The sequence below is a fragment of the Paraburkholderia sp. SOS3 genome (assembly GCF_001922345.1).
Classification (GTDB): domain Bacteria; phylum Pseudomonadota; class Gammaproteobacteria; order Burkholderiales; family Burkholderiaceae; genus Paraburkholderia.
This window is the reverse complement of sequence record NZ_CP018812.1, coordinates 1,401,339-1,418,725: the sequence shown is the minus strand read 5'-3', so window position 1 is coordinate 1,418,725 and position 17,387 is coordinate 1,401,339. Positions and strand designations below refer to the sequence as shown.

16 protein-coding genes and 1 pseudogene are annotated in these 17,387 nt (G+C 59.3%); 7 read left to right on the top strand and 10 right to left on the bottom strand.

Translation table 11 applies throughout. The features are described from left to right. Positions 1-39 precede the first annotated feature (39 nt). The 10 genes and pseudogenes from BTO02_RS26280 to BTO02_RS34855 form a co-directional block, all read right to left on the bottom strand. A complete protein-coding gene (locus BTO02_RS26280) occupies positions 40-486 on the bottom strand; it encodes a DcrB-related protein (RefSeq protein ID WP_075160069.1) in 447 nt (148 codons plus the stop codon). 252 nt (positions 487-738) lie between these two features. Further along, positions 739-2,505: pseudogene (locus BTO02_RS26275) on the bottom strand (type VI secretion system Vgr family protein); the annotation flags it as partial. A gap of 48 nt (positions 2,506-2,553) precedes the next feature. Continuing rightward, positions 2,554-2,973, bottom strand: coding sequence for a lysozyme inhibitor LprI family protein (locus BTO02_RS26270; protein ID WP_075160068.1), 420 nt, complete (start codon positions 2,971-2,973; stop codon positions 2,554-2,556). Further along, complete coding sequence (locus BTO02_RS26265; protein WP_075160067.1) at positions 2,970-3,473, bottom strand: glycoside hydrolase family protein; 504 nt, start codon at positions 3,471-3,473, stop codon at positions 2,970-2,972. Before BTO02_RS26265 ends, BTO02_RS26270 begins: the two co-directional genes overlap by 4 nt. Before the next feature lie 6 nt (positions 3,474-3,479). Continuing rightward, complete coding sequence (locus BTO02_RS26260; RefSeq protein WP_075160066.1) at positions 3,480-4,577, bottom strand: type VI secretion system protein TssA; 1,098 nt, start codon at positions 4,575-4,577, stop codon at positions 3,480-3,482. Next, the gene (gene tssG / locus BTO02_RS26255; RefSeq protein WP_075160065.1) at positions 4,564-5,670 is read right to left on the bottom strand and encodes a type VI secretion system baseplate subunit TssG; all 1,107 of its coding nucleotides are present in this window, start codon (positions 5,668-5,670) and stop codon (positions 4,564-4,566) included. The genes BTO02_RS26260 and tssG overlap by 14 nt, the downstream gene beginning before the upstream one ends. Further along, entirely contained in the window at positions 5,670-7,559 is a 1,890-nt protein-coding gene (gene tssF / locus BTO02_RS26250) for a type VI secretion system baseplate subunit TssF (RefSeq protein ID WP_075160064.1), read from the bottom strand. Before tssF ends, tssG begins: the two co-directional genes overlap by 1 nt. A gap of 15 nt (positions 7,560-7,574) precedes the next feature. Beyond that, complete coding sequence (gene tssE / locus BTO02_RS26245) at positions 7,575-8,111, bottom strand: type VI secretion system baseplate subunit TssE (protein ID WP_083615385.1); 537 nt, start codon at positions 8,109-8,111, stop codon at positions 7,575-7,577. Beyond that, entirely contained in the window at positions 8,108-8,983 is an 876-nt protein-coding gene (locus tag BTO02_RS26240) for a type VI secretion system accessory protein TagJ (RefSeq protein WP_075160062.1), read from the bottom strand. Before BTO02_RS26240 ends, tssE begins: the two co-directional genes overlap by 4 nt. Further along, the gene (locus BTO02_RS34855) at positions 8,980-9,402 is read right to left on the bottom strand and encodes a TagK domain-containing protein (RefSeq protein ID WP_075160061.1); all 423 of its coding nucleotides are present in this window, start codon (positions 9,400-9,402) and stop codon (positions 8,980-8,982) included. The genes BTO02_RS26240 and BTO02_RS34855 overlap by 4 nt, the downstream gene beginning before the upstream one ends. Before the next feature lie 867 nt (positions 9,403-10,269). Here BTO02_RS34855 and tssH point away from each other — a divergent pair. The 7 genes from tssH (at position 10,270) to tssJ (ending at position 17,382) form a co-directional block, all read left to right on the top strand. Continuing rightward, positions 10,270-12,972 carry a type VI secretion system ATPase TssH gene (tssH, locus tag BTO02_RS26230; RefSeq protein WP_075160060.1) on the top strand — a complete coding sequence of 901 codons (2,703 nt, stop codon included), beginning with the start codon at positions 10,270-10,272 and terminating at the stop codon, positions 12,970-12,972. A 35-nt stretch (positions 12,973-13,007) separates the two neighbouring features. After that, on the top strand, positions 13,008-13,553 hold the full coding sequence (gene tssB, locus BTO02_RS26225) for a type VI secretion system contractile sheath small subunit (RefSeq protein WP_075160059.1): 546 nt from the start codon (positions 13,008-13,010) through the stop codon (positions 13,551-13,553). An 82-nt stretch (positions 13,554-13,635) separates the two neighbouring features. After that, entirely contained in the window at positions 13,636-15,141 is a 1,506-nt protein-coding gene (tssC, locus tag BTO02_RS26220; RefSeq protein ID WP_075160058.1) for a type VI secretion system contractile sheath large subunit, read from the top strand. Positions 15,142-15,235: 94 nt separating this feature from the next. Next, positions 15,236-15,598: a tlde1 domain-containing protein gene (locus tag BTO02_RS26215; RefSeq protein WP_075160057.1), complete on the top strand. Its 363-nt coding sequence runs from the start codon at positions 15,236-15,238 to the stop codon at positions 15,596-15,598. Continuing rightward, positions 15,595-16,104, top strand: coding sequence for a hypothetical protein (locus BTO02_RS26210; RefSeq protein ID WP_075160056.1), 510 nt, complete (start codon positions 15,595-15,597; stop codon positions 16,102-16,104). The genes BTO02_RS26215 and BTO02_RS26210 overlap by 4 nt, the downstream gene beginning before the upstream one ends. A gap of 195 nt (positions 16,105-16,299) precedes the next feature. After that, positions 16,300-16,782: an Hcp family type VI secretion system effector gene (locus BTO02_RS26205; protein ID WP_075160055.1), complete on the top strand. Its 483-nt coding sequence runs from the start codon at positions 16,300-16,302 to the stop codon at positions 16,780-16,782. 87 nt (positions 16,783-16,869) lie between these two features. Continuing rightward, on the top strand, positions 16,870-17,382 hold the full coding sequence (gene tssJ / locus BTO02_RS26200) for a type VI secretion system lipoprotein TssJ (protein ID WP_075160054.1): 513 nt from the start codon (positions 16,870-16,872) through the stop codon (positions 17,380-17,382). The last annotated feature ends 5 nt before the right edge of the window (positions 17,383-17,387 follow it).

Below are 17,387 nucleotides of genomic sequence, written 5' to 3'. Positions count from 1 at the left end.
TAGGAACCCAATGGAATACTTCGGCAATGACCAGTATCGTCAGCCCTGTTGAATAACTTCCCTCAGCCGATACGTGTCAAGGATCGTTGCCCATGTTTCGCGATGCGGTTCGCGCAGTGGCGTTTGATTTGACAGCGTCAGCACCAGAAGTGATGGCGGCCGCGTAATGATCACCGCCTGTACCTGGTAATAGTTCGAATTGGCTTGCCGAAATGCACTTTCAATCTCGAGCGCCTGCAGTCCATTTGAATTCCGGAATATCTCGCGTCGCGCAAGTTCGCGAAAGTTGGATACATGACGCGTCATCATGCGTACCTGGCGCTTGATGCAAACCACCAGATCTTCTCCGCCGATCAGTTCGTCCCGGCTAACCACGACCTGGAAAGGCGAACCTGTAATCGGGCAATGCAAAGTGAGCGCGTTGACCGTGCGGTCTTCCGCAAGATTGGGGATATCGAAACTGCACTCGTGGGTGAAATATTTCATTGGTTCCGTTCGATCAGAAGCATGGGCTGTGAATTACGTCGAAAACTGAAATCATGGATTCAGGTCGATCTTCCCGCCCTTCATCAAAAAATAGTCCGCAGCCTCTTCGCTGATCTGCTTGCCCTTCACTTCGATCATGCCTTCCTTCGACATGAAGATGCTTGAATCGCCACAGCGAATCAGTATCGATTCCTTTACGTCCAGCACGTAGGTACCAGGAGGCAAAGGCGCCTGACGCGGGTCAGGCATCTCACCCACGACAGTCGAAAATGCAGCGCCTACGCCCACCGTTTTGTTGTTACCCGAGATGTGTACATGATCGTGACCGATGTTCACCACCTCGTCGCGCCCCACGCGTTGCTTCCTGTCGTTAGTGACGCTGTGCGTTTCATCATGTTTGACCTCGGTCCGCATGTTCCTCTCTGCCTGCAGCCACAACTCTTCCGCACCCTGCTTATCCTCAAAGCGGATTGCGTTCGCGTTATTTGAGCCTCCCTTCATCGACCGTGAAATGAGGCCGCTTTGCGTCGCATTCCCCGGCAATGTCCAGGGCGGCATCGTCATCGCGTTATAAAGCCGACCGACCACGATTGGCCTGTCCGGGTCGCCGTTCTCGAAGTCCACGATCACCTCGGTGCCGACGCGCGGAATATTGACTCCGCCGAATCCGCCGCCCGCCCATGGATATGACACGCGCACCCAGCACGAAGAGTTCTGGTCCTTCACGCCCGAGCGGTCCCAGTGAAAACTCAACTTGACGCGACCATACTGGTCGGTCCATATCTCCTGCCCCGCCGGCCCGGTGACGATCGCCGTTTGCGGTCCGCTTGTACGCGGCTTCTGATACCGCGAGCGCGACGGACGAAAAACCGTCGTCGCGGGTTGCACGACAAACGAACTGCTAATCGAGTAGTCTCCCGAACCGCTCGCCTCACCGGTTTCCGTTGCCGACAACCACGTGTTGATCACCAGGTATTCCTGGTTGGCGGCCTGATGCGGATAGCCCTCCAGCTCGAACGTGGTCCCGCACACCACATTGCGCACGTTGCCGCTGCCGGACGCCCGCTCGCCGCGCGCGCGAACCTCCTCCATACGGACGCGCGCGAAATGCTCTCCGTGCGACGGATCCGTATAGTCGCCCGGCCATTCGTATCGCTCGAAATCGTTGTGCGCCGTCTCCTGCGGCAATTCATTCTGTTTGACGAGGTGCGCATTCGGATTCTTGAAATCGTAGTCATTTGTCGTCCAACGGCCGGACTGAAGCTCGCCGCCCATGTCGAACTCGGTGATATGTTCCTGATCGATCCTGTGCCCCGGCGGGAAATACCAAAGAGTCTGATAGGCGACGCTCTCCACCGGTTTGTGCGCGCCGAGGTGGTCCACCAGCACCATCCGATGGAAGGTGTTCGAGTGTTCGAAAAACCAGTAGATACCGTGTTCGGCCATCAGGCGCTGGACAAAATAAAAATCCGTTTCGCCGTACTGAACCTGGTAGTCCAGCACCGGATACGAACCGCTCAGCCGCAAGTCATACGAGTACAGGTAGTTGTCGAATACGGCCTCGATGATGTCGATGACCGTCTTGCGCTGGAATATGCGGAAATCCGATCGCTGGTCGGCAAGCCAGATCCACGGTTTCATGACGAGCACATAGCTGCTCTGCCGGTCGGACCGGTCTACGTAGCGCGCTTCCGTCACGATCCCGCTGATCTCGCGCTCACCCGCTCCGATATTGGCTGCGCCCGCCATTCCCTGCATTCCGGCCATCGGCGTGCCCATCCCGTCGAGCTCGATCGTGACCGTCAGTTCTTTGCCGATCATCGATTTCAGGTCGAGATTGTCCGCCTCCTCGTCGGGTAGTTCGATCGGCGTGCGGCACCTCAACGTGTACACGAAGATCTCCGACAATCCCTCTTCGCCGGCTATGCTTTCGAGTTGGAGCGCAGGCATACCCAGCGACGAATCCGGCAAGGCAGGCCCGCTCATTGTTATCGTTCGATTGGTGGAGAACGCAAGCATTTCTGAAGACACTCCGTAGACGTCAAGCCATATGGCGAAGTCACTGAACTACCGGCAACCGAAGGCTTTCACCTTCCCGATGAGCGTTTCCGTCTGTTTTGCCGCACACGTTGCCTGCGCCGCCTGGCGCATCGAGCCGGTTCCCCAGGCCTGTTGCGCTTCGCTCCGGCAGGCGCGATCGCGCTGCGTGATCCAGCGCGATATTTGCTTTTCGAGGCGCGCCTTGCATGTCGGCGATTGCGCTTCCCTGTCGGCCATTACGAGATGCAGATTCTGTTCGGCGACGAGCTGGTCCCGCCACGCACAAAAATTCATGCTTGTCTGGCTCGCGTCGCAATTCGCGATCAGCGCGCTCACCTCGCTCGCGGGCAATCCGCTGCGGTTGGCAATTTCGTCGACAGGATCCGTAGCCGCGGCATGAAGCGATGTGCAGACGAGACCGATCAAAAAGAAAGCCAGGCGCTTCATCGTGCGGGTGCCTCCGGCAACCTGAACGGCGCGGACTCTTCACGGCGCCGGTTGACGAGGCCTGCCGATCGCACCGGATGCAGACGGTGTCCATGAGCATCGCGGGGGTAGAGATTCACGTTCCGGTTCATGTGAGTGACGACCTGAGCGTCCCGCCCCGCGTTAGCCGCCTCGAGAGCCGGACGTGCACCCGTCGCGCCGGCGTTGTACGTATAACTGACAAGCGCATCGAACTGATCCTGGCTCAATTCGCGCGCCGATACCTGTCTCCGCACCGCGGCCTCGGCGCTGCGCACCGCTAGCGACAGTTGCGCATTGACGTCCGCGGTCGTCACCGGGCGACGCACTTCGTCGTCCGTGCAAGGCCCATGGTGCGCCAGCGTGCCCACGCCATACGTGCAGTTGTTCGCCATGTCGTTGTAGTAGTGAAACACAGTGCCTTCGCGCACTCTCAATGCCGCCAGACCTGCCGCACTCATCTGTTTCGCCTCGTTCGCCATCGCGGCTCACTCCTGCCTTTCCCATTGTTCAAGCAATTCCGCCGGGATTGCCTTCACAACGTCCGCGTATCGCTTGCCGACAAACTGCTCGGCCCTGCGCAGCAGCACGGGAATCGGGCTGCTCGGCTCGTGTCGCTCGAACCAGTGCCGCGCTTCGCGGATAAGATCCAGCGCTTCGTCACGATCCCGTAAAGACAACGTGCCGGCATCGAGCGCTACCGTGTCCGAAGCGACCATTCGCGGCAACCCGGCGTGACGAGAGCCCGCCAATACGCCCCCGCCCGACGTTTCAGGAACGATCGCCTCGGCGCAAGGCGCTTCTTGAGGAACGGAGACAGTCGTCACTGCGTCGCCAATCACGCGCCGCAAAAGCCGGCTCAAAGTGGAAAAGTCCGGCTGATAGACGCCGAGATGCCCTTTGCACCAGCTTTCAATACATTCCAGACTGGTGAGCGCCGCCTCGAAACCTGCCAGCGCGTCCGGCTGCCGGCTGCGCAGATCGTCGATCTGTCGCGTGACAGACTCCGGCGCAAGCGAATCGACTGGCCGCGGATAGGCAAACGCGCGCTCGACATCGCGGACCTGCAAACGTGCGGCCGACGAACGCGTCAGCGCGATTTCCCGGACATCCGACATCAGGCCATCGGTATCGGTCAGCGTTTGCAACGCGTTCATGCGAATTTCCGATGCGACGTCCAGGTCGTCATCGACGCCGGGTTGCGGGTGAACAGTCTCGGGAAACGCACCGAGCCAGGCAGCCAGCAGCGTCAGCCCCTCCGCCAGTCCGCTCGACGCCGCGAGCCTCGTGCGGCAACGCGTAAAGAGCACGGCAAGGCGCATGTCCTTGCTACGCAGAAGCAGACGCCGGCAGTCTCGCTCCGCCTCGCCCCAGTCCACGGGTTCCGGGGTACCGACGAAGTCCCCGTACTGCGCATCCATCCTCGCGGCAAGCTGTGACGACAGCACGACGAACTCCGGGTCGTATTCGAGGTCCGGCCCGCATGGCGAATCCACGTCGACGGGTGTCATCCAGTCGTACGGCAATGGCGCTTCGAATCGTGCTGTTTCTGCTTGCGGCAAGGCCTGCCTCCTAGCGCTGTTCATATTGCCCCTGCACATCTGGCTGTACACGCCGCTCACCACATGTATTCACAAACTGATCGGCATACCGCTCGGGCTCGAACCTCATGCCCGTGATCGACTCGCCAGAAGATGAGCAACCGAGCCATCCGGTCCAACCCAATTGCTGCGGGCCGCCAATCTGCGCAGGCGGTGCGCTTTGCGCGCGAATCCGCAACTCGACTTCCCATTCGAATTCGCGACCGACAAAAACGCGCACCCAGTCCACGAGCTTCGGCAGATCTACGCCGCGTGGCGTGAAACGGAGGTATTCGTCGAGGTCGAGCGGCCCAATGACGACCCGGAAGCGGTGCTGGCGATCAGGCACCTGCTCGCCGAGCATCGCGCCCCTGCCCATCGTCGCGACATCGCCGCGCCGGCCCAGACGGCATTGATCCGCATGCGCGATATCGATCCAGTGAAATACGTATTCGTCGATGGCTACCGGCACGCCGAAGAAGCGTTCAAGCGTGGAGCGCAAGCCGTCGGGATCACGCGCCTCGCGCACGAGATGCGCCGACGCCGCTAATCGCGCGTGCGCGGGTAGCACACGTCGAGCGATCTCTGCACTGTCGTCCCCGCTCAAGCTCGCGATGTAGAACGAGAACCGCTCGCCGCCAGCGCCCGCTCTGTCGAGCCCGACCGTCGCCTGCGCGTCAGCCCACGCGCGATACAGCAATGTGAAATAGCGATGGTGAAAAATGTCGAGAAAATCGACCAGCGTGTGGTCGTGCCGATTTTCTTCACGTTCCCTTGCAATCTCTGTTACGTGGATCGGCAGCGGCCCGTTCGGCCCCAACATGCCAAGCCCGAAAAGACGAACGTTGAGACGTCCGCCCACCTCTGCGACGCTCGCGAGTTCGCGCGGCGCAAATGCCAGACTTGGCTTCTGTCCGAGCCGGAACGGTTCTGCGCCCGGCCGACGCGCTGTGCCGATCGGATCGATGCGGTCGTCGGCGCCGATGCGACGCATGAGCGGGAGAAATCCGTAGCGCCAGGGCTGCTCATACAGGCATTCAACCGTCTCAGCCGATAGCGTCGGTTCTCGCAGCCGCGATGCGAATGGCGTTCGCTTCATCACGCCACCCCACGCGCACCGATGCGTACCGGCCAGCGCATGACGCGGCCACGCTGCATCGAATGGAGTTCGGTCTGGGTGAAAGAATTGATCGAGACGTGCCTTGCCAGATAGTGTTCAAGAATCAAGCCGAACAGGTAAGGACTCGTACCGGAAAAGCCGCCTTCGTCAACCGTCAGTTGGCACTCGATGCCGCGGCCGAAAACGAGCGGCCCGTTACCGGGTAACTTCCTTGCGACCGGCCTCGTTTTCACGCCGACAAGACTTTGCACCTGGTGCTGAAGCCCGGTGTCGTCAGTACTCAGGAACAGCCGCAACATGTCTCGCAGACCTTGCCCCCCGGGTCGATGATCCATATCTTCGAGCGGCAGATAGTTGAAGTTCAGTTGCCGGATCAGCCTCCATGCTGTTTCATGCTCCGCAAACGGCGCGCGCGGCGTACTCGGAGCGCGGATCAGTCCGACTCCCGTGACCGGGAACGATGCAGCGATTTTGAGATCGTCGATACCGTTGCGCGGCAACAGGTTCGGCAAGTCGCGATTGGTCAGCCATGCGTCGACCGACAGATAGCGCATTCCCTCGTGATACGGCGCGTCGTGCTGGTCAACCAGCGACACGAACACTTCGGTTCCGACGTAGGGTGTGCGTGTGCCATAGCGGCGTGCCGAATCGGACATCAGCCGACGCTCGCGCCGCAGCGAGAAATATCGGCCGTGATTGCCTTCGTCGTTGTTCAATGTCTGGTACAACGGCCGGAATTCGAGTGCTGCGGTTTCCTTGCCGGCCTGCGCCGTCAGGGAGTTGACGGCATAGACCTCATAGTCGAGCGGAGCGAGCCGTTTGGGCACCAGATGAAAGTCGGTGCTTGCCTTGTTCAGTTCGATACGTTCAATTCCGCGGGGAAACAGGTTGATGACAGGCGTACAGAACAACGCAAAGCGCGATTCATCGACCAGTCCGGTCAGCTTTTGGGGAAGCTGATCGAGCAGCACGACAATTTCAAGCCCGTTCCCTTTCGCCTTTTGCAGCCCCTTTTGCAGACCTGTCAACGTAAAGAAGTAAAAGCGGCTCGGGCAAGCGAAATATTCATGCAGCAGGTTGTGACCATGGAATTTAGACCAGACAAGCGGCAAAAGCCCCTGATCGATACCTAACCCCTCATGCATGACGGCATCCTGCATGACAGCCGAGAATGGCCGGTCCGGATCGGAGAACGCGCCAGGTTCGCCGGTGATCGACGCCACACCCGCTGCATGAAGCAGTTCGAACAATTGCGATGCGACCTGTTCGTCACCCGCAAGATAGACAGGCAGACGGTCGAGCCCACGAAGAGCCGCGACTCTCACCTCACCTGTCGTGCGCAACCGCAAGCGCAATGCGCCGCGTATCTGCGTATCGGGTGGCACATAGCGGTCAAGCATCGGAATATCGGGTGGAATGCCTGTCAGTCGCGCCTCGACGATCTCGAGCGGATACAGCGTGACAGGTTGACTGGTGCGGAACTCACATGTTGTCTGTTCGCCCACCGGCGCCGCGCCCGTCAACGTGGTCGCACGCGGAACGTGAAAGCCCTCGATCAGATTGCCTTGTGTCTGGCTAGGATGAAAGCGGACCACCGCCATCGACGGCGTCGGCGCGACATAGTTCGGGTAGACAACCTCGAGCAATCGCCCTGTAAATCGCGGAAATTCCGCATCGAGCTTCAATTGCATTCGTGCAGCCATAAAGCTGAACGACTCGATGAGCCGTTCGACGTAGGGGTCGGCGACCTCCCCCGCCTGCATGCCGAGGCGCCTCGCGATCTTCGGATGCATCTGCGCGAACTCGCTCGCGAGTTCGCGCATGTACAGGAGTTCCTGATTGTAGTAATCGAGCAATCGCGGGTCCATTCGAGCATCCTCAAATTAGCGGGCGTTCGTATATAAACGGCTCGATTCGAGGTCGAGCGAACTCTGCACGAGAAATTCGAGCGGATAAGGATCCATGCGGATAGTGCCGCGAATCTCAAACGCCAATTCGTTGTAGTGAGCGTTGCCGTCGGCCTCCGTCAACGGCACGATGCGCACCGATCCAGGAACAAGACGCGGCTCGAAATCGCCAATAGCGTGGAGAATGCTTTTCTCGATCTCGGTCCACCGACGCGACGCGGTAAACGCGCCCGCGAGAGGCCGCACGCCAAAATTAACCGTAGACGCTGCCGCATGTGGATAGCGCTTGCGATCGATCAGATCTTCAATGCTCGTCGCATTGAGCAAAAACGTAAGATCGCGTTGAATGATGTCGCGCATCCGGGTAGGCGTGACCGCATATTCATGAGCTGTTTCAACCTGCCGATGAGGCGCGTCATCGCGCAATCGGTCGATCAACGTGGGGAGAAGGTGCGCACTTGCGCGGCGCGGCGCTGTAGAAGCCTGGCCACTGCCTCGAGGTTTGCGGCTCACTCGCTTACTCCCTTCGCCGTGCACTGATCGACACCACAGCTATCGGCAATCGCGGAACCTAACGTGCAGCGGGTCAGTTCGAACAGGCCAAAGTCGCCTGCGCTCGTAGCCCAGGTCTTGCGGCCAGACGCAAAGACGCCCGTGCGCCCCCTGTCCTGCCAGACGGTGGTATCACCAAGCTGCAGCGCCTCTCGATCGTGCGCCGCTTCAGAACCCGAAACCGGATAGCGCGCGGGCATGAAACCGCGCAACACAGCTCCGTCGATCAACGTCAGCACGCAGGACACCCAGACGAGGTCGATCGGCGAACCCGAGCACTCGATCCGCCAACCGGCGATATCCGCAAGCGGCAGCCATCGGTAACGGCCCGCGGTGACAAACTCGCACACGGGTCCCAGCCTCGAATCACTGTCGCCGATCCACGCGAACGCGTGTCCGCCGCCGCGACCCGCGACGAGCGGCGCGAGATCAAGCGCCCGCTCGCGAGTATCGTCGGATGCATCGAGCCGCCCTTGGGCAGCCAGTTCGAGCGCGTCCAGCAAGCTCTGCATCCAGGCCGGGACATCGTCGAAAACAAATCCCGGTTTCGCGAGGCCTGCCATCACTTTTGTACGCAGCAGTTCGGCACGCACAAGCTCGCGGCCCGCCTGCGCAACACGAGCCCATGGTGGATCGAGCTGCGCAAATATCTGGATCTGCTGGACCGCACGCTCCCATTGCCCGGTAACGCATAACCACTGAAACAGCGCCCAGCGATGCAAAGCCACGGCGGGCTCCCGGCGTATGCTTGTCTCGATGGTTTCAATCTCGCCAGCAGGCGATACATGCCGTCGTGTAACTGAGGTGGAGGTCCTGGCAGCGTAGTGAGTCATTCGGCGTGCCCCACGACGCTGTCGGTGCTGGTCATTCCATTCGGAGCGACGAGCGGACTGTCGATCGCCAGCGTGTGATGATCGCGGCGCGCGATAGATGGCAACACGGTATCCAAACGCCTGGCCGCCGACGCCTGAAATTCCGGGGGAGCGAAAAGCCGCAGGATTTCGGGTACTTTCTCTACCTCGAAAGGAACGCCGACCCCGGCGTTGCGAAGCGGTCCAAACGCTTCCTCCAATCTCTCGAGGTCGGACAACAGACCGATGATCGGACTTGAGGGTGCATCACTGAAATCACGATTCGCGGCAGGTATATCCGCCGACATTTCGCCCGAAGACGCACCGCCGTCTACCCATTCACCGAACAAACTGTCGGCTGATTCCAACGCGCGGTAATACCGGTCGCCGAGCGTGGCCATGAGGTCATCATGTGCAGTTGCTGCCGACGCTTCGTCACGTTCTGAAGGCGACCTGCCATGTGCTACGTCCGAAAATTCATTGAACAAATCAAGGAATCCACCGCTGCCACACGATGACCGGCTGTCCGAGCCGCACGACCCGTTATCGATAGCCGCCGATGCGCGATCGCCCTCCGTAAGCGGCGGCATTGCAAACGCTCTCGCGTCAGCGCGCTCGCGGCCTGGGATTGCGAGTTGACTGGTTGCATCGCGGAAGGCGCGAAAAAATCGGGAGTAAGTCATCGGATAACGTAAATCTGGCTGATCAATTTCGATATGTCAGAGAAACGAGCCGGATTAACGCACACCTTTATGAATTTTGTCCATCGATAATTTTCATCTCAAATATAAATTAGAAGGTTAATTCGAGATAAGCGAAATATCAAAATAATTCGACTAGGATAAATCCTATAACGTTCTCACACTCAAACTGAAAAACACGACAGGCGACAAGAATCGCCTTACATGCCACAAAATATCCAATATTCATAACAATAATAAAATCAACTAGTTACGTGATAGCTTTGTTTGTATATAGCAACGCTCCTTCGAAAGTACTTGCTTATGTCAGCTATAAATTCAACATGCCACAAGTTGATTATCGGTGTTGACCGATGACGCCTCATGATTTAATAATCTGCGAACAGAGCGATTTTTGAACCGGCAAATTCGAATCCAGCAAACTCTGACCAAAGCAGATTTCGCACACGTCAGCCAGGCATGGACTACAACATCATTTAATTTTCTCTACACCTGTCGGATTAATCCGACATCAACCTGCAAATTAGTAATCAGCAGTTAGTCATTACAATATTTTTAGACCACTTCATGACGATTTCCCGCCAGTCACTATTCGGCAAACTCGGGGCCACGCTCTTCCGCAGCATCGAATCGGCAACTGCGTTCTGCAAACTGCGCGGCAATCCCTATGTCGAACTGGTTCACTGGTTGCATCAATTGATGCAACTGCCCGACAGCGACCTGCATCGCATCATCAGGCACGCCGGTATCGAACGGGAAACACTGGAGCGCGACATCATTCGTGCATTGAATGCGCTTCCAGCCGGCGCAAGCTCCATCAGCGACTTCTCCCACCACGTCGAAACGGCGATCGAGCGCGCCTGGGTGCTCGCGACACTCGCATTCGACGATCGGCGCGTGCGTGGCGCGTGGCTGATTGCCGCGCTCGTCGGGACGCCGGAGTTACGGCGTGTACTGCTTTCGATTTCCCCGACATTCGCAGGAATCAATGCGGACACACCAGGCGATCAGTTGATCGCTTGGATCGAAGGCTCTCCGGAATCATCCGATGCGCCTTACGACAGCACCAGTTTTTCTCCCGCCATACCCGGTGAGGCGTCGCAAGCACTGCTCGCAACCGCGCAACGATCGCCGCTCGATCAGTACTGCGTTGATCTGACAGCTCGTGCAGGCGCTGGAGAGATCGACGCCGTGACGGGACGCGAGCGGGAGACCCGCGCAATCGTCGACATCCTGATGCGCAGGCGGCAAAACAACCCGTTGCTTACCGGGGAAGCCGGCGTCGGCAAGACTGCCGTCGTAGAAGGACTGGCGCTTGCGATTGCAAAAAACGACGTGCCGCCCGCGCTTTCGGCCGTGCGATTGATGACGCTCGATGTCGGTGCATTGCTGGCGGGCGCCAGCATGAAGGGCGAGTTCGAGTCGCGGCTCAAAGGCGTGCTCGAGGCGGTGCTCAAGAGTACAACGCCTATCGTTCTGTTCGTCGACGAAATTCACATGCTGATCGGCGCCGGCGGCCAGGCAGGCACAGGCGACGCCGCCAACCTCCTGAAGCCGGCGCTTGCGCGCGGTGCGATTCGCATGATCGGCGCGACGACATGGACAGAATACAAACGGCACGTCGAGAAAGACCCTGCGCTTACCCGGCGGTTCCAGGTATTGCAGATTCCCGAGCCACAGGAACGGGAGGCCATCGATATGGTGCGGGGGCTGGCTGACGCGCTATCGATTCACCACGGCGTCGTGGTCCGGGACGAAGCGATTCGGGCCTCGGTTATGTTGTCGCACCGCTACATCCCCACGCGGCAATTGCCTGACAAGGCGATCAGTCTGCTCGATACGGCCTGTGCACGTGTCGCGCTATCCCAGCACGCTCCGCCTCGCGAACTGCAGACCGTACGTCGACGTCTTCAGGCCGCGCACGTCGAACGCGATCTGCTCGGTAAAGAAGCGCGCATCGGCCTCGACGCCGATAAGGCCATCGCCGCCGCACAGGAGAAAATCACCGCCCTGTCGGCGGAAGAGGCCGCAATCACGGCCTGTTGGGAAAGGCAGACTGCAGCGGCAAAGGCGCTAGCCAGCGCGCGTGAGGCGGCGTGTACGAGCGAATCGGACGCTTCTGGCAATTCTCGTTCATCGCGAGACGAACTGCGCAAACTCGAACGAGACCTTCATAGCGCGCAAGGCGAGGCGCCGTTCGTCTTCCCGGAAGTGAACGAAGCAATCGTGGCGGCAATCGTCTCCGACTGGACAGGCATCCCGGCGGGCCGCATGGTGACGGATGAAATCGCGGCCGTGCGAACACTTCCCGAGACACTGGCCGCTCGCGTGATCGGACAGACTGATGCGCTGCGTCGAATCAGCGAACGCGTCCAGACCGCGCGTGCCGGTCTGGCCGATCCCAGGAAACCGCTTGGCGTGTTCCTGCTGGCGGGCCCTTCTGGCGTAGGCAAGACAGAAACCGCGCTCGCCCTTGCCGAAGCGCTCTATGGAGGCGAGCAGAATCTGATCACCGTCAACATGAGCGAGTATCAGGAGGCGCACACGGTATCCGGTCTGAAAGGCGCGCCACCCGGGTACGTTGGTTACGGAGAAGGCGGTGTATTGACCGAAGCCGTCCGGCGGCGCCCCTATTCGGTCGTGCTGCTCGACGAAATCGAGAAGGCACATCACGACGTGCATGAGATGTTCTTCCAGGTGTTCGACAAAGGCTACATGGAAGACGGTGATGGACGGTACATCGATTTTCGCAATACGACAATTTTACTGACGAGCAATGCAGGTGCCGAATTGATCGCGAACCTGTGCTCGGACGTCGCACTTGTGCCCGATCACGATCGACTACGGGAAGCACTCACACCGCAGTTGCTGAAAACGTTCCCCGCCGCCTTTCTCGGCCGCGTCACCGTGGTGCCATACCGGCCGCTGGCTCACGCGTCGCTTGCGAGCATCGTGCGTCTGCACCTCGAGCGCGTAGCACGGCGTATGGCCGATAACCACGGCGTCGCGCTCAGCTATACCGGACACGTAGTCGACTACGTCGTCGAGCGTTGCGCCGTGCAGGAGACAGGTGCGCGCGTCCTGATCGGCTTTATCGAACAGCACATCCTTCCCGCGCTGTCGGCGTTATGGCTCGATGCATTCTCGTTGAAACGCACGCTGCAAGGCATCGGTGTCGGAATCGTCGATAGCACCGCACAGCCTGCCGCAGCGCTGGCGTTCAAACCGCTCGTGACTGCATCCACCGTTTCCGTCGGCGAGCCGCAATAAAGTGCCGACGCTTTTCCTAGCTCACGGAGTCAAGTATGTCCGCTTCAAATAGTTCGCAGAAGTTCATCGCGCGCAACCGTGCCCCGCGCGTCCAGATCGAATACGACGTCGAGATCTACGGATCCGAAAAGAAAGTGGAATTACCGTTCGTGATGGGGGTTCTAGCGGATCTGTCCGGCAATCCGCTCGAATCGTTGCCGGCCGTCACCGACCGCCGTTTCCTCGATATCGACATCGACAATTTCGACGAGCGCATGAAAGCGATCAAACCGCGCGTCGCGTTTGCCGTGCCGAACACGCTCACCGGCGAGGGGCAATTGATGGTCGACATGACTTTCGAGAGCATCGAGGACTTTTCGCCGGCTGCGGTCGCGAGCAAGGTCTATTCGCTGCGGCAGTTGCTCGACGCCCGCACGCAACTGGCGAACTTGCAGACGTACATGGACGGCAAGTCCGGCGCCGAAGCGCTCGTCAACAATCTGCTGGCCGATCCCGCGCTGCTGAAATCGCTTGCGGCGGCGCCGAAACCGCAAGCAGAGGTAACGACGACGGAAAGCGACCGCCCCGCTTCGCTTAACTGATCGGCATCGCGCTTTGCCGAGCGTACGGCCGGGCATACGGCCACGCGCCCTCGAACGCAAACAAAGACTCTTAGAGAACCTCATGTCAACACAGCAAGTACAGGCACCGAACACGGCGTCGAACAAGGCAGTCCATACGCAGACCGATTTTTCCCAACTGCTCACGCAGGAGTTCCGTCCGAAAACCGAGGCTGCTCGGGAGGCCGTGGAAAATGCGGTGCAGACGCTTGCCGAGCAGGCCCTCCAGCAATCGGTCACGATCAGCGACGACGCGTACAAAAGCATCGAAGCGATCATCGCGCAGATCGATCACAAGCTATCGGAGCAAATCAATCTGATCCTGCATCATCACGACTTCCAGAAGCTCGAGTCGGCGTGGCGCGGCCTGCATCATCTTGTCTCGAACACCGAGACGGACGAACGGTTGAAAATCCGCTTCATGGACATCTCGAAGGAAGAGTTGCGCCGCTCGATGAAGCGTTACAAAGGGCTCGCGTGGGATCAGAGCCCGCTCTTCAAGCAGATTTACGAGGAAGAATACGGGCAACTCGGCGGCGAACCGTATGGATGCCTCGTCGCCGACTACTACTTCGATCACACGCCGCCGGATGTCGACCTGCTCGGTTCGATCGCGAAAATCGCTGCCGCCTCGCACACGCCATTCGTCTCGGGCGCGTCGCCATCGGTGTTGCAAATGGAATCGTGGCAGGAACTCGCGAACCCGCGCGACCTGACCAAAATCTTCACGCAGAACCTCGAGTACGCGCCGTGGAATTCGCTGCGTCATGCCGAAGACGCACGCTACATCGGGCTTGCGATGCCGCGCTTCCTGTCACGGCTGCCATACGGCGCGCAGACAAACCCCGTCGATGAATTCGATTTCGAGGAAGACACGCAGGGTTCGGATCATCGCAATTATGCGTGGGCTAATGCGGCTTATGCGATGGGTGTCAACATCAATCGCTCGTTCAAGCTGTATGGCTGGTGCTCGCTGATCCGCGGCGTCGAATCCGGCGGCACGGTCGAAAATCTGCCTTGCCACACTTTTCCGACCGACGACGGCGGCATCGACATGAAGTGCCCGACGGAGATCGCCATTTCCGATCGTCGCGAAGCCGAACTGTCGAAGAACGGCTTTATTCCGCTCATCCACCGCAAGAACACCGATCACGCGACCTTCATCGGCGCGCAGTCGCTGCAAAAGCCCGCGGAATATCACGACCCCGATGCGACTGCCAATGCGAATCTGTCGTCTCGTCTGCCCTATCTGTTCGCATGCTCGCGTTTTGCGCACTACCTGAAGTGCATCGTGCGCGACAAGATCGGCACGTTCCGCGAGCGCGAGGACATGCAGCGTTGGCTCAACGAATGGATCATGAACTACGTCGACGCGGACCCCGCGAATTCATCGCAGGAAACGAAGGCGCGGCGTCCACTCGCGGCAGCAGAGGTTGTGGTCGAGGATGTTGACGGCAATCCAGGCTATTACCAGGCGAAGTTCTTTCTACGACCGCACTTCCAGCTGGAAGGTCTGACGGTGTCGCTGCGGCTGGTTGCGCGACTGCCGTCGGTGAAGGAAGCGGTCTGAGCGACAACCGCCTGAAGAAAGCCGGTTGCAGGAGTCGGCGACGCATTCGCATGCTGTCGAATGCGTCGCAAGTCTTCTTAATAAAGGAAATACCATGCCTTGGACATACGAGCAGAGAACGGGAACACTGACGAACCCCGAAGGACGTGTCGTCGCATCAGACGGTTATTCAGGTGCGGGGCAAGGCCGCAATAATCCCGCCATGGAGCGGGAACCAAACGTCGGCCCGATTCCTCGCGGCAGTTACCAGATTCGGGGCGCACGGCACTCGGTACGCACCGGTCCGGTTTCCATGGACCTGTCTCCGAATGTCGGTACCAGCACTTTTGGACGCAGCGCATTCCTGATTCATGGCGATAACTCCAGCCATACCGCGTCCCATGGTTGCATCATTCTCCGGCGCGACGTGCGCGAGGACATCAATCGAAGTACTGACCGCGAACTGGTGGTGCAATGAACAGCCGCCATTTACTCTGCGCACTCGCTATCGCCGCTCTTGCCATTCCAGCCAGCGCACGGCAATTGACACCCGGACAGGTCGCGCAAGACATCCGGGCGCACGGCGCCCGTGCCACGGTGCGGTCACTGGACCAGACCGGTCGTCTCGACAGCGTACTGAACAGCATCGCCTCTGGAAATGCCGCATGGATTCGCCTCTCACCCGACCTTGCCAAAGGCACCGACGCAGGCAATTCCACGGGGCTGACCATCGCCCTGGCGCGGGCGTTGCCGAAGAACCCCAAGGCCGTGTTGACCATTCTCGATGACGGCCTTGTGATCGGTTCGAACGCCGTATGCAGCGCACCGTTCATTGAACCCACAGCGCGCGAACTCAAGGAATATCTGGATAGGGCAATCCCAGCCGTTACCCGGGTGGCCGAATCAGACCGTTATCCGCGTCGCTCAGCATGTCTGCATGCGCTGCAACGCAGCGCCGAACTGACAGCAGCGCCATCGTCCTGACAATGGACCGCGACCGTATCGGGGCGGCGACCTTGCGGGGCACGTCACCTTGTCTGGACAAGCAAGCAATGGCGCATCGATGACATCCGTGCGAGTAGCGGCTCGACAACCCTCCGCGAGGCGTTGAATGCGGAAATCAGAAGCTTGAGAAAGCAGTACGTGAATCAGAGGTTTCATTCGAAAACGGAGTTTCAAATGGCACAAGACATTTTCATCAAGATCAACGGCATCGATGGCGAATCGCAGGACTCGGCCCACAAGAACGAAATCGAGGTGTCGAGCTGGGGATGGCAAATCCTGCAGCAATCGAGCATGCATGCGGGCTCCGGAGGCGGCGCCGGCAAGGCGACCGTCGAAGATCTGGCATTCGAACACCTGGTCGACCGCGCAAGTCCGAACCTCATGAAATATTGCCTGACCGGCAAGCACATCGATCAGGCCGTGCTGACCGTGCGCAAAGCCGGGGGCAATCCGCTCGAGTACCTCAAGATCACGATGAACGATGTAATCGTCACGCAGGTTCATCCATCCGGCAATAACGCCGATAACGGCATTCGCGAGCACGTACGCCTTTCGTTCGCAAAGGTCAAACAGGAATACGTGGTGCAGAACGCCCAGGGCGGCAGCGGCGGCGCCGTGACAGCCGGTTACGACATCAAGCTCAACAAGGAAGCCTGACCACGCCTGCCCTCGAAGATCCGGCGCACGTGCCGGATCTTTAAGATGCCTTAATTTACGCGCTTCTCCCTTGTCTCTTCACTACCGATGCGTCCGTTAAAACCCGTCATCGCACTCGTCTGCGCTCTGACACTCGCTTCATGTGCTGGAAACGGTTCCGAAGCCGCCCATGAGCCGGTCAAGCTCGAACTGTCGGTAAAGGCCGCATCCACCGTCAACCCGGACGACCAGAAGCGCGCGGCACCGATCGTCGTACGCATCTATGAACTCAAAAACGCCGACACCTTCGAGGAAGCCGATTTTTTCTCGCTGCAGGATAAAGACAAAACGGTGCTCACCGACGATCTCGTCATGCGTGACCAGTTCCAGTTGCGGCCCGGCGAGAGCAAGACAATCCGGCGCAAGGCAGCAGAGGCCACCACCACGCTTGGCGTGCTCGCGGCCTACCGCGATCTGCCGAACTCCATATGGCGCGCCACGTGGACCCTGCCGGCCACGCCGTCGGCCGCATGGTATCGCCGCACGCCCAAAGTGCAACTGACGATCGACCTCGACACCAGTGCGATCCGCATCACCGACGCACGACCACAGAACAAGTGAACCAC

Bases quoted from the DNA above. Each gene is read 5' to 3' on its own strand.
- BTO02_RS26280 (WP_075160069.1), bottom strand. From the start codon at position 486: ATGAAATATTTCACCCACGAGTGCAGTTTCGATATCCCCAATCTTGCG.
- BTO02_RS26270 (WP_075160068.1), bottom strand. From the start codon at position 2,973: ATGAAGCGCCTGGCTTTCTTTTTGATCGGTCTCGTCTGCACATCGCTT.
- BTO02_RS26265 (WP_075160067.1), bottom strand. From the start codon at position 3,473: ATGGCGAACGAGGCGAAACAGATGAGTGCGGCAGGTCTGGCGGCATTG.
- BTO02_RS26260 (WP_075160066.1), bottom strand. From the start codon at position 4,577: ATGAACAGCGCTAGGAGGCAGGCCTTGCCGCAAGCAGAAACAGCACGA.
- tssG (WP_075160065.1), bottom strand. From the start codon at position 5,670: ATGAAGCGAACGCCATTCGCATCGCGGCTGCGAGAACCGACGCTATCG.
- tssF (WP_075160064.1), bottom strand. From the start codon at position 7,559: ATGGACCCGCGATTGCTCGATTACTACAATCAGGAACTCCTGTACATG.
- BTO02_RS26240 (WP_075160062.1), bottom strand. From the start codon at position 8,983: ATGACTCACTACGCTGCCAGGACCTCCACCTCAGTTACACGACGGCAT.
- BTO02_RS34855 (WP_075160061.1), bottom strand. From the start codon at position 9,402: ATGGCCACGCTCGGCGACCGGTATTACCGCGCGTTGGAATCAGCCGAC.
- tssH (WP_075160060.1), top strand. From the start codon at position 10,270: ATGACGATTTCCCGCCAGTCACTATTCGGCAAACTCGGGGCCACGCTC.
- tssB (WP_075160059.1), top strand. From the start codon at position 13,008: ATGTCCGCTTCAAATAGTTCGCAGAAGTTCATCGCGCGCAACCGTGCC.
- tssC (WP_075160058.1), top strand. From the start codon at position 13,636: ATGTCAACACAGCAAGTACAGGCACCGAACACGGCGTCGAACAAGGCA.
- BTO02_RS26215 (WP_075160057.1), top strand. From the start codon at position 15,236: ATGCCTTGGACATACGAGCAGAGAACGGGAACACTGACGAACCCCGAA.
- BTO02_RS26210 (WP_075160056.1), top strand. From the start codon at position 15,595: ATGAACAGCCGCCATTTACTCTGCGCACTCGCTATCGCCGCTCTTGCC.
- BTO02_RS26205 (WP_075160055.1), top strand. From the start codon at position 16,300: ATGGCACAAGACATTTTCATCAAGATCAACGGCATCGATGGCGAATCG.
- tssJ (WP_075160054.1), top strand. From the start codon at position 16,870: ATGCGTCCGTTAAAACCCGTCATCGCACTCGTCTGCGCTCTGACACTC.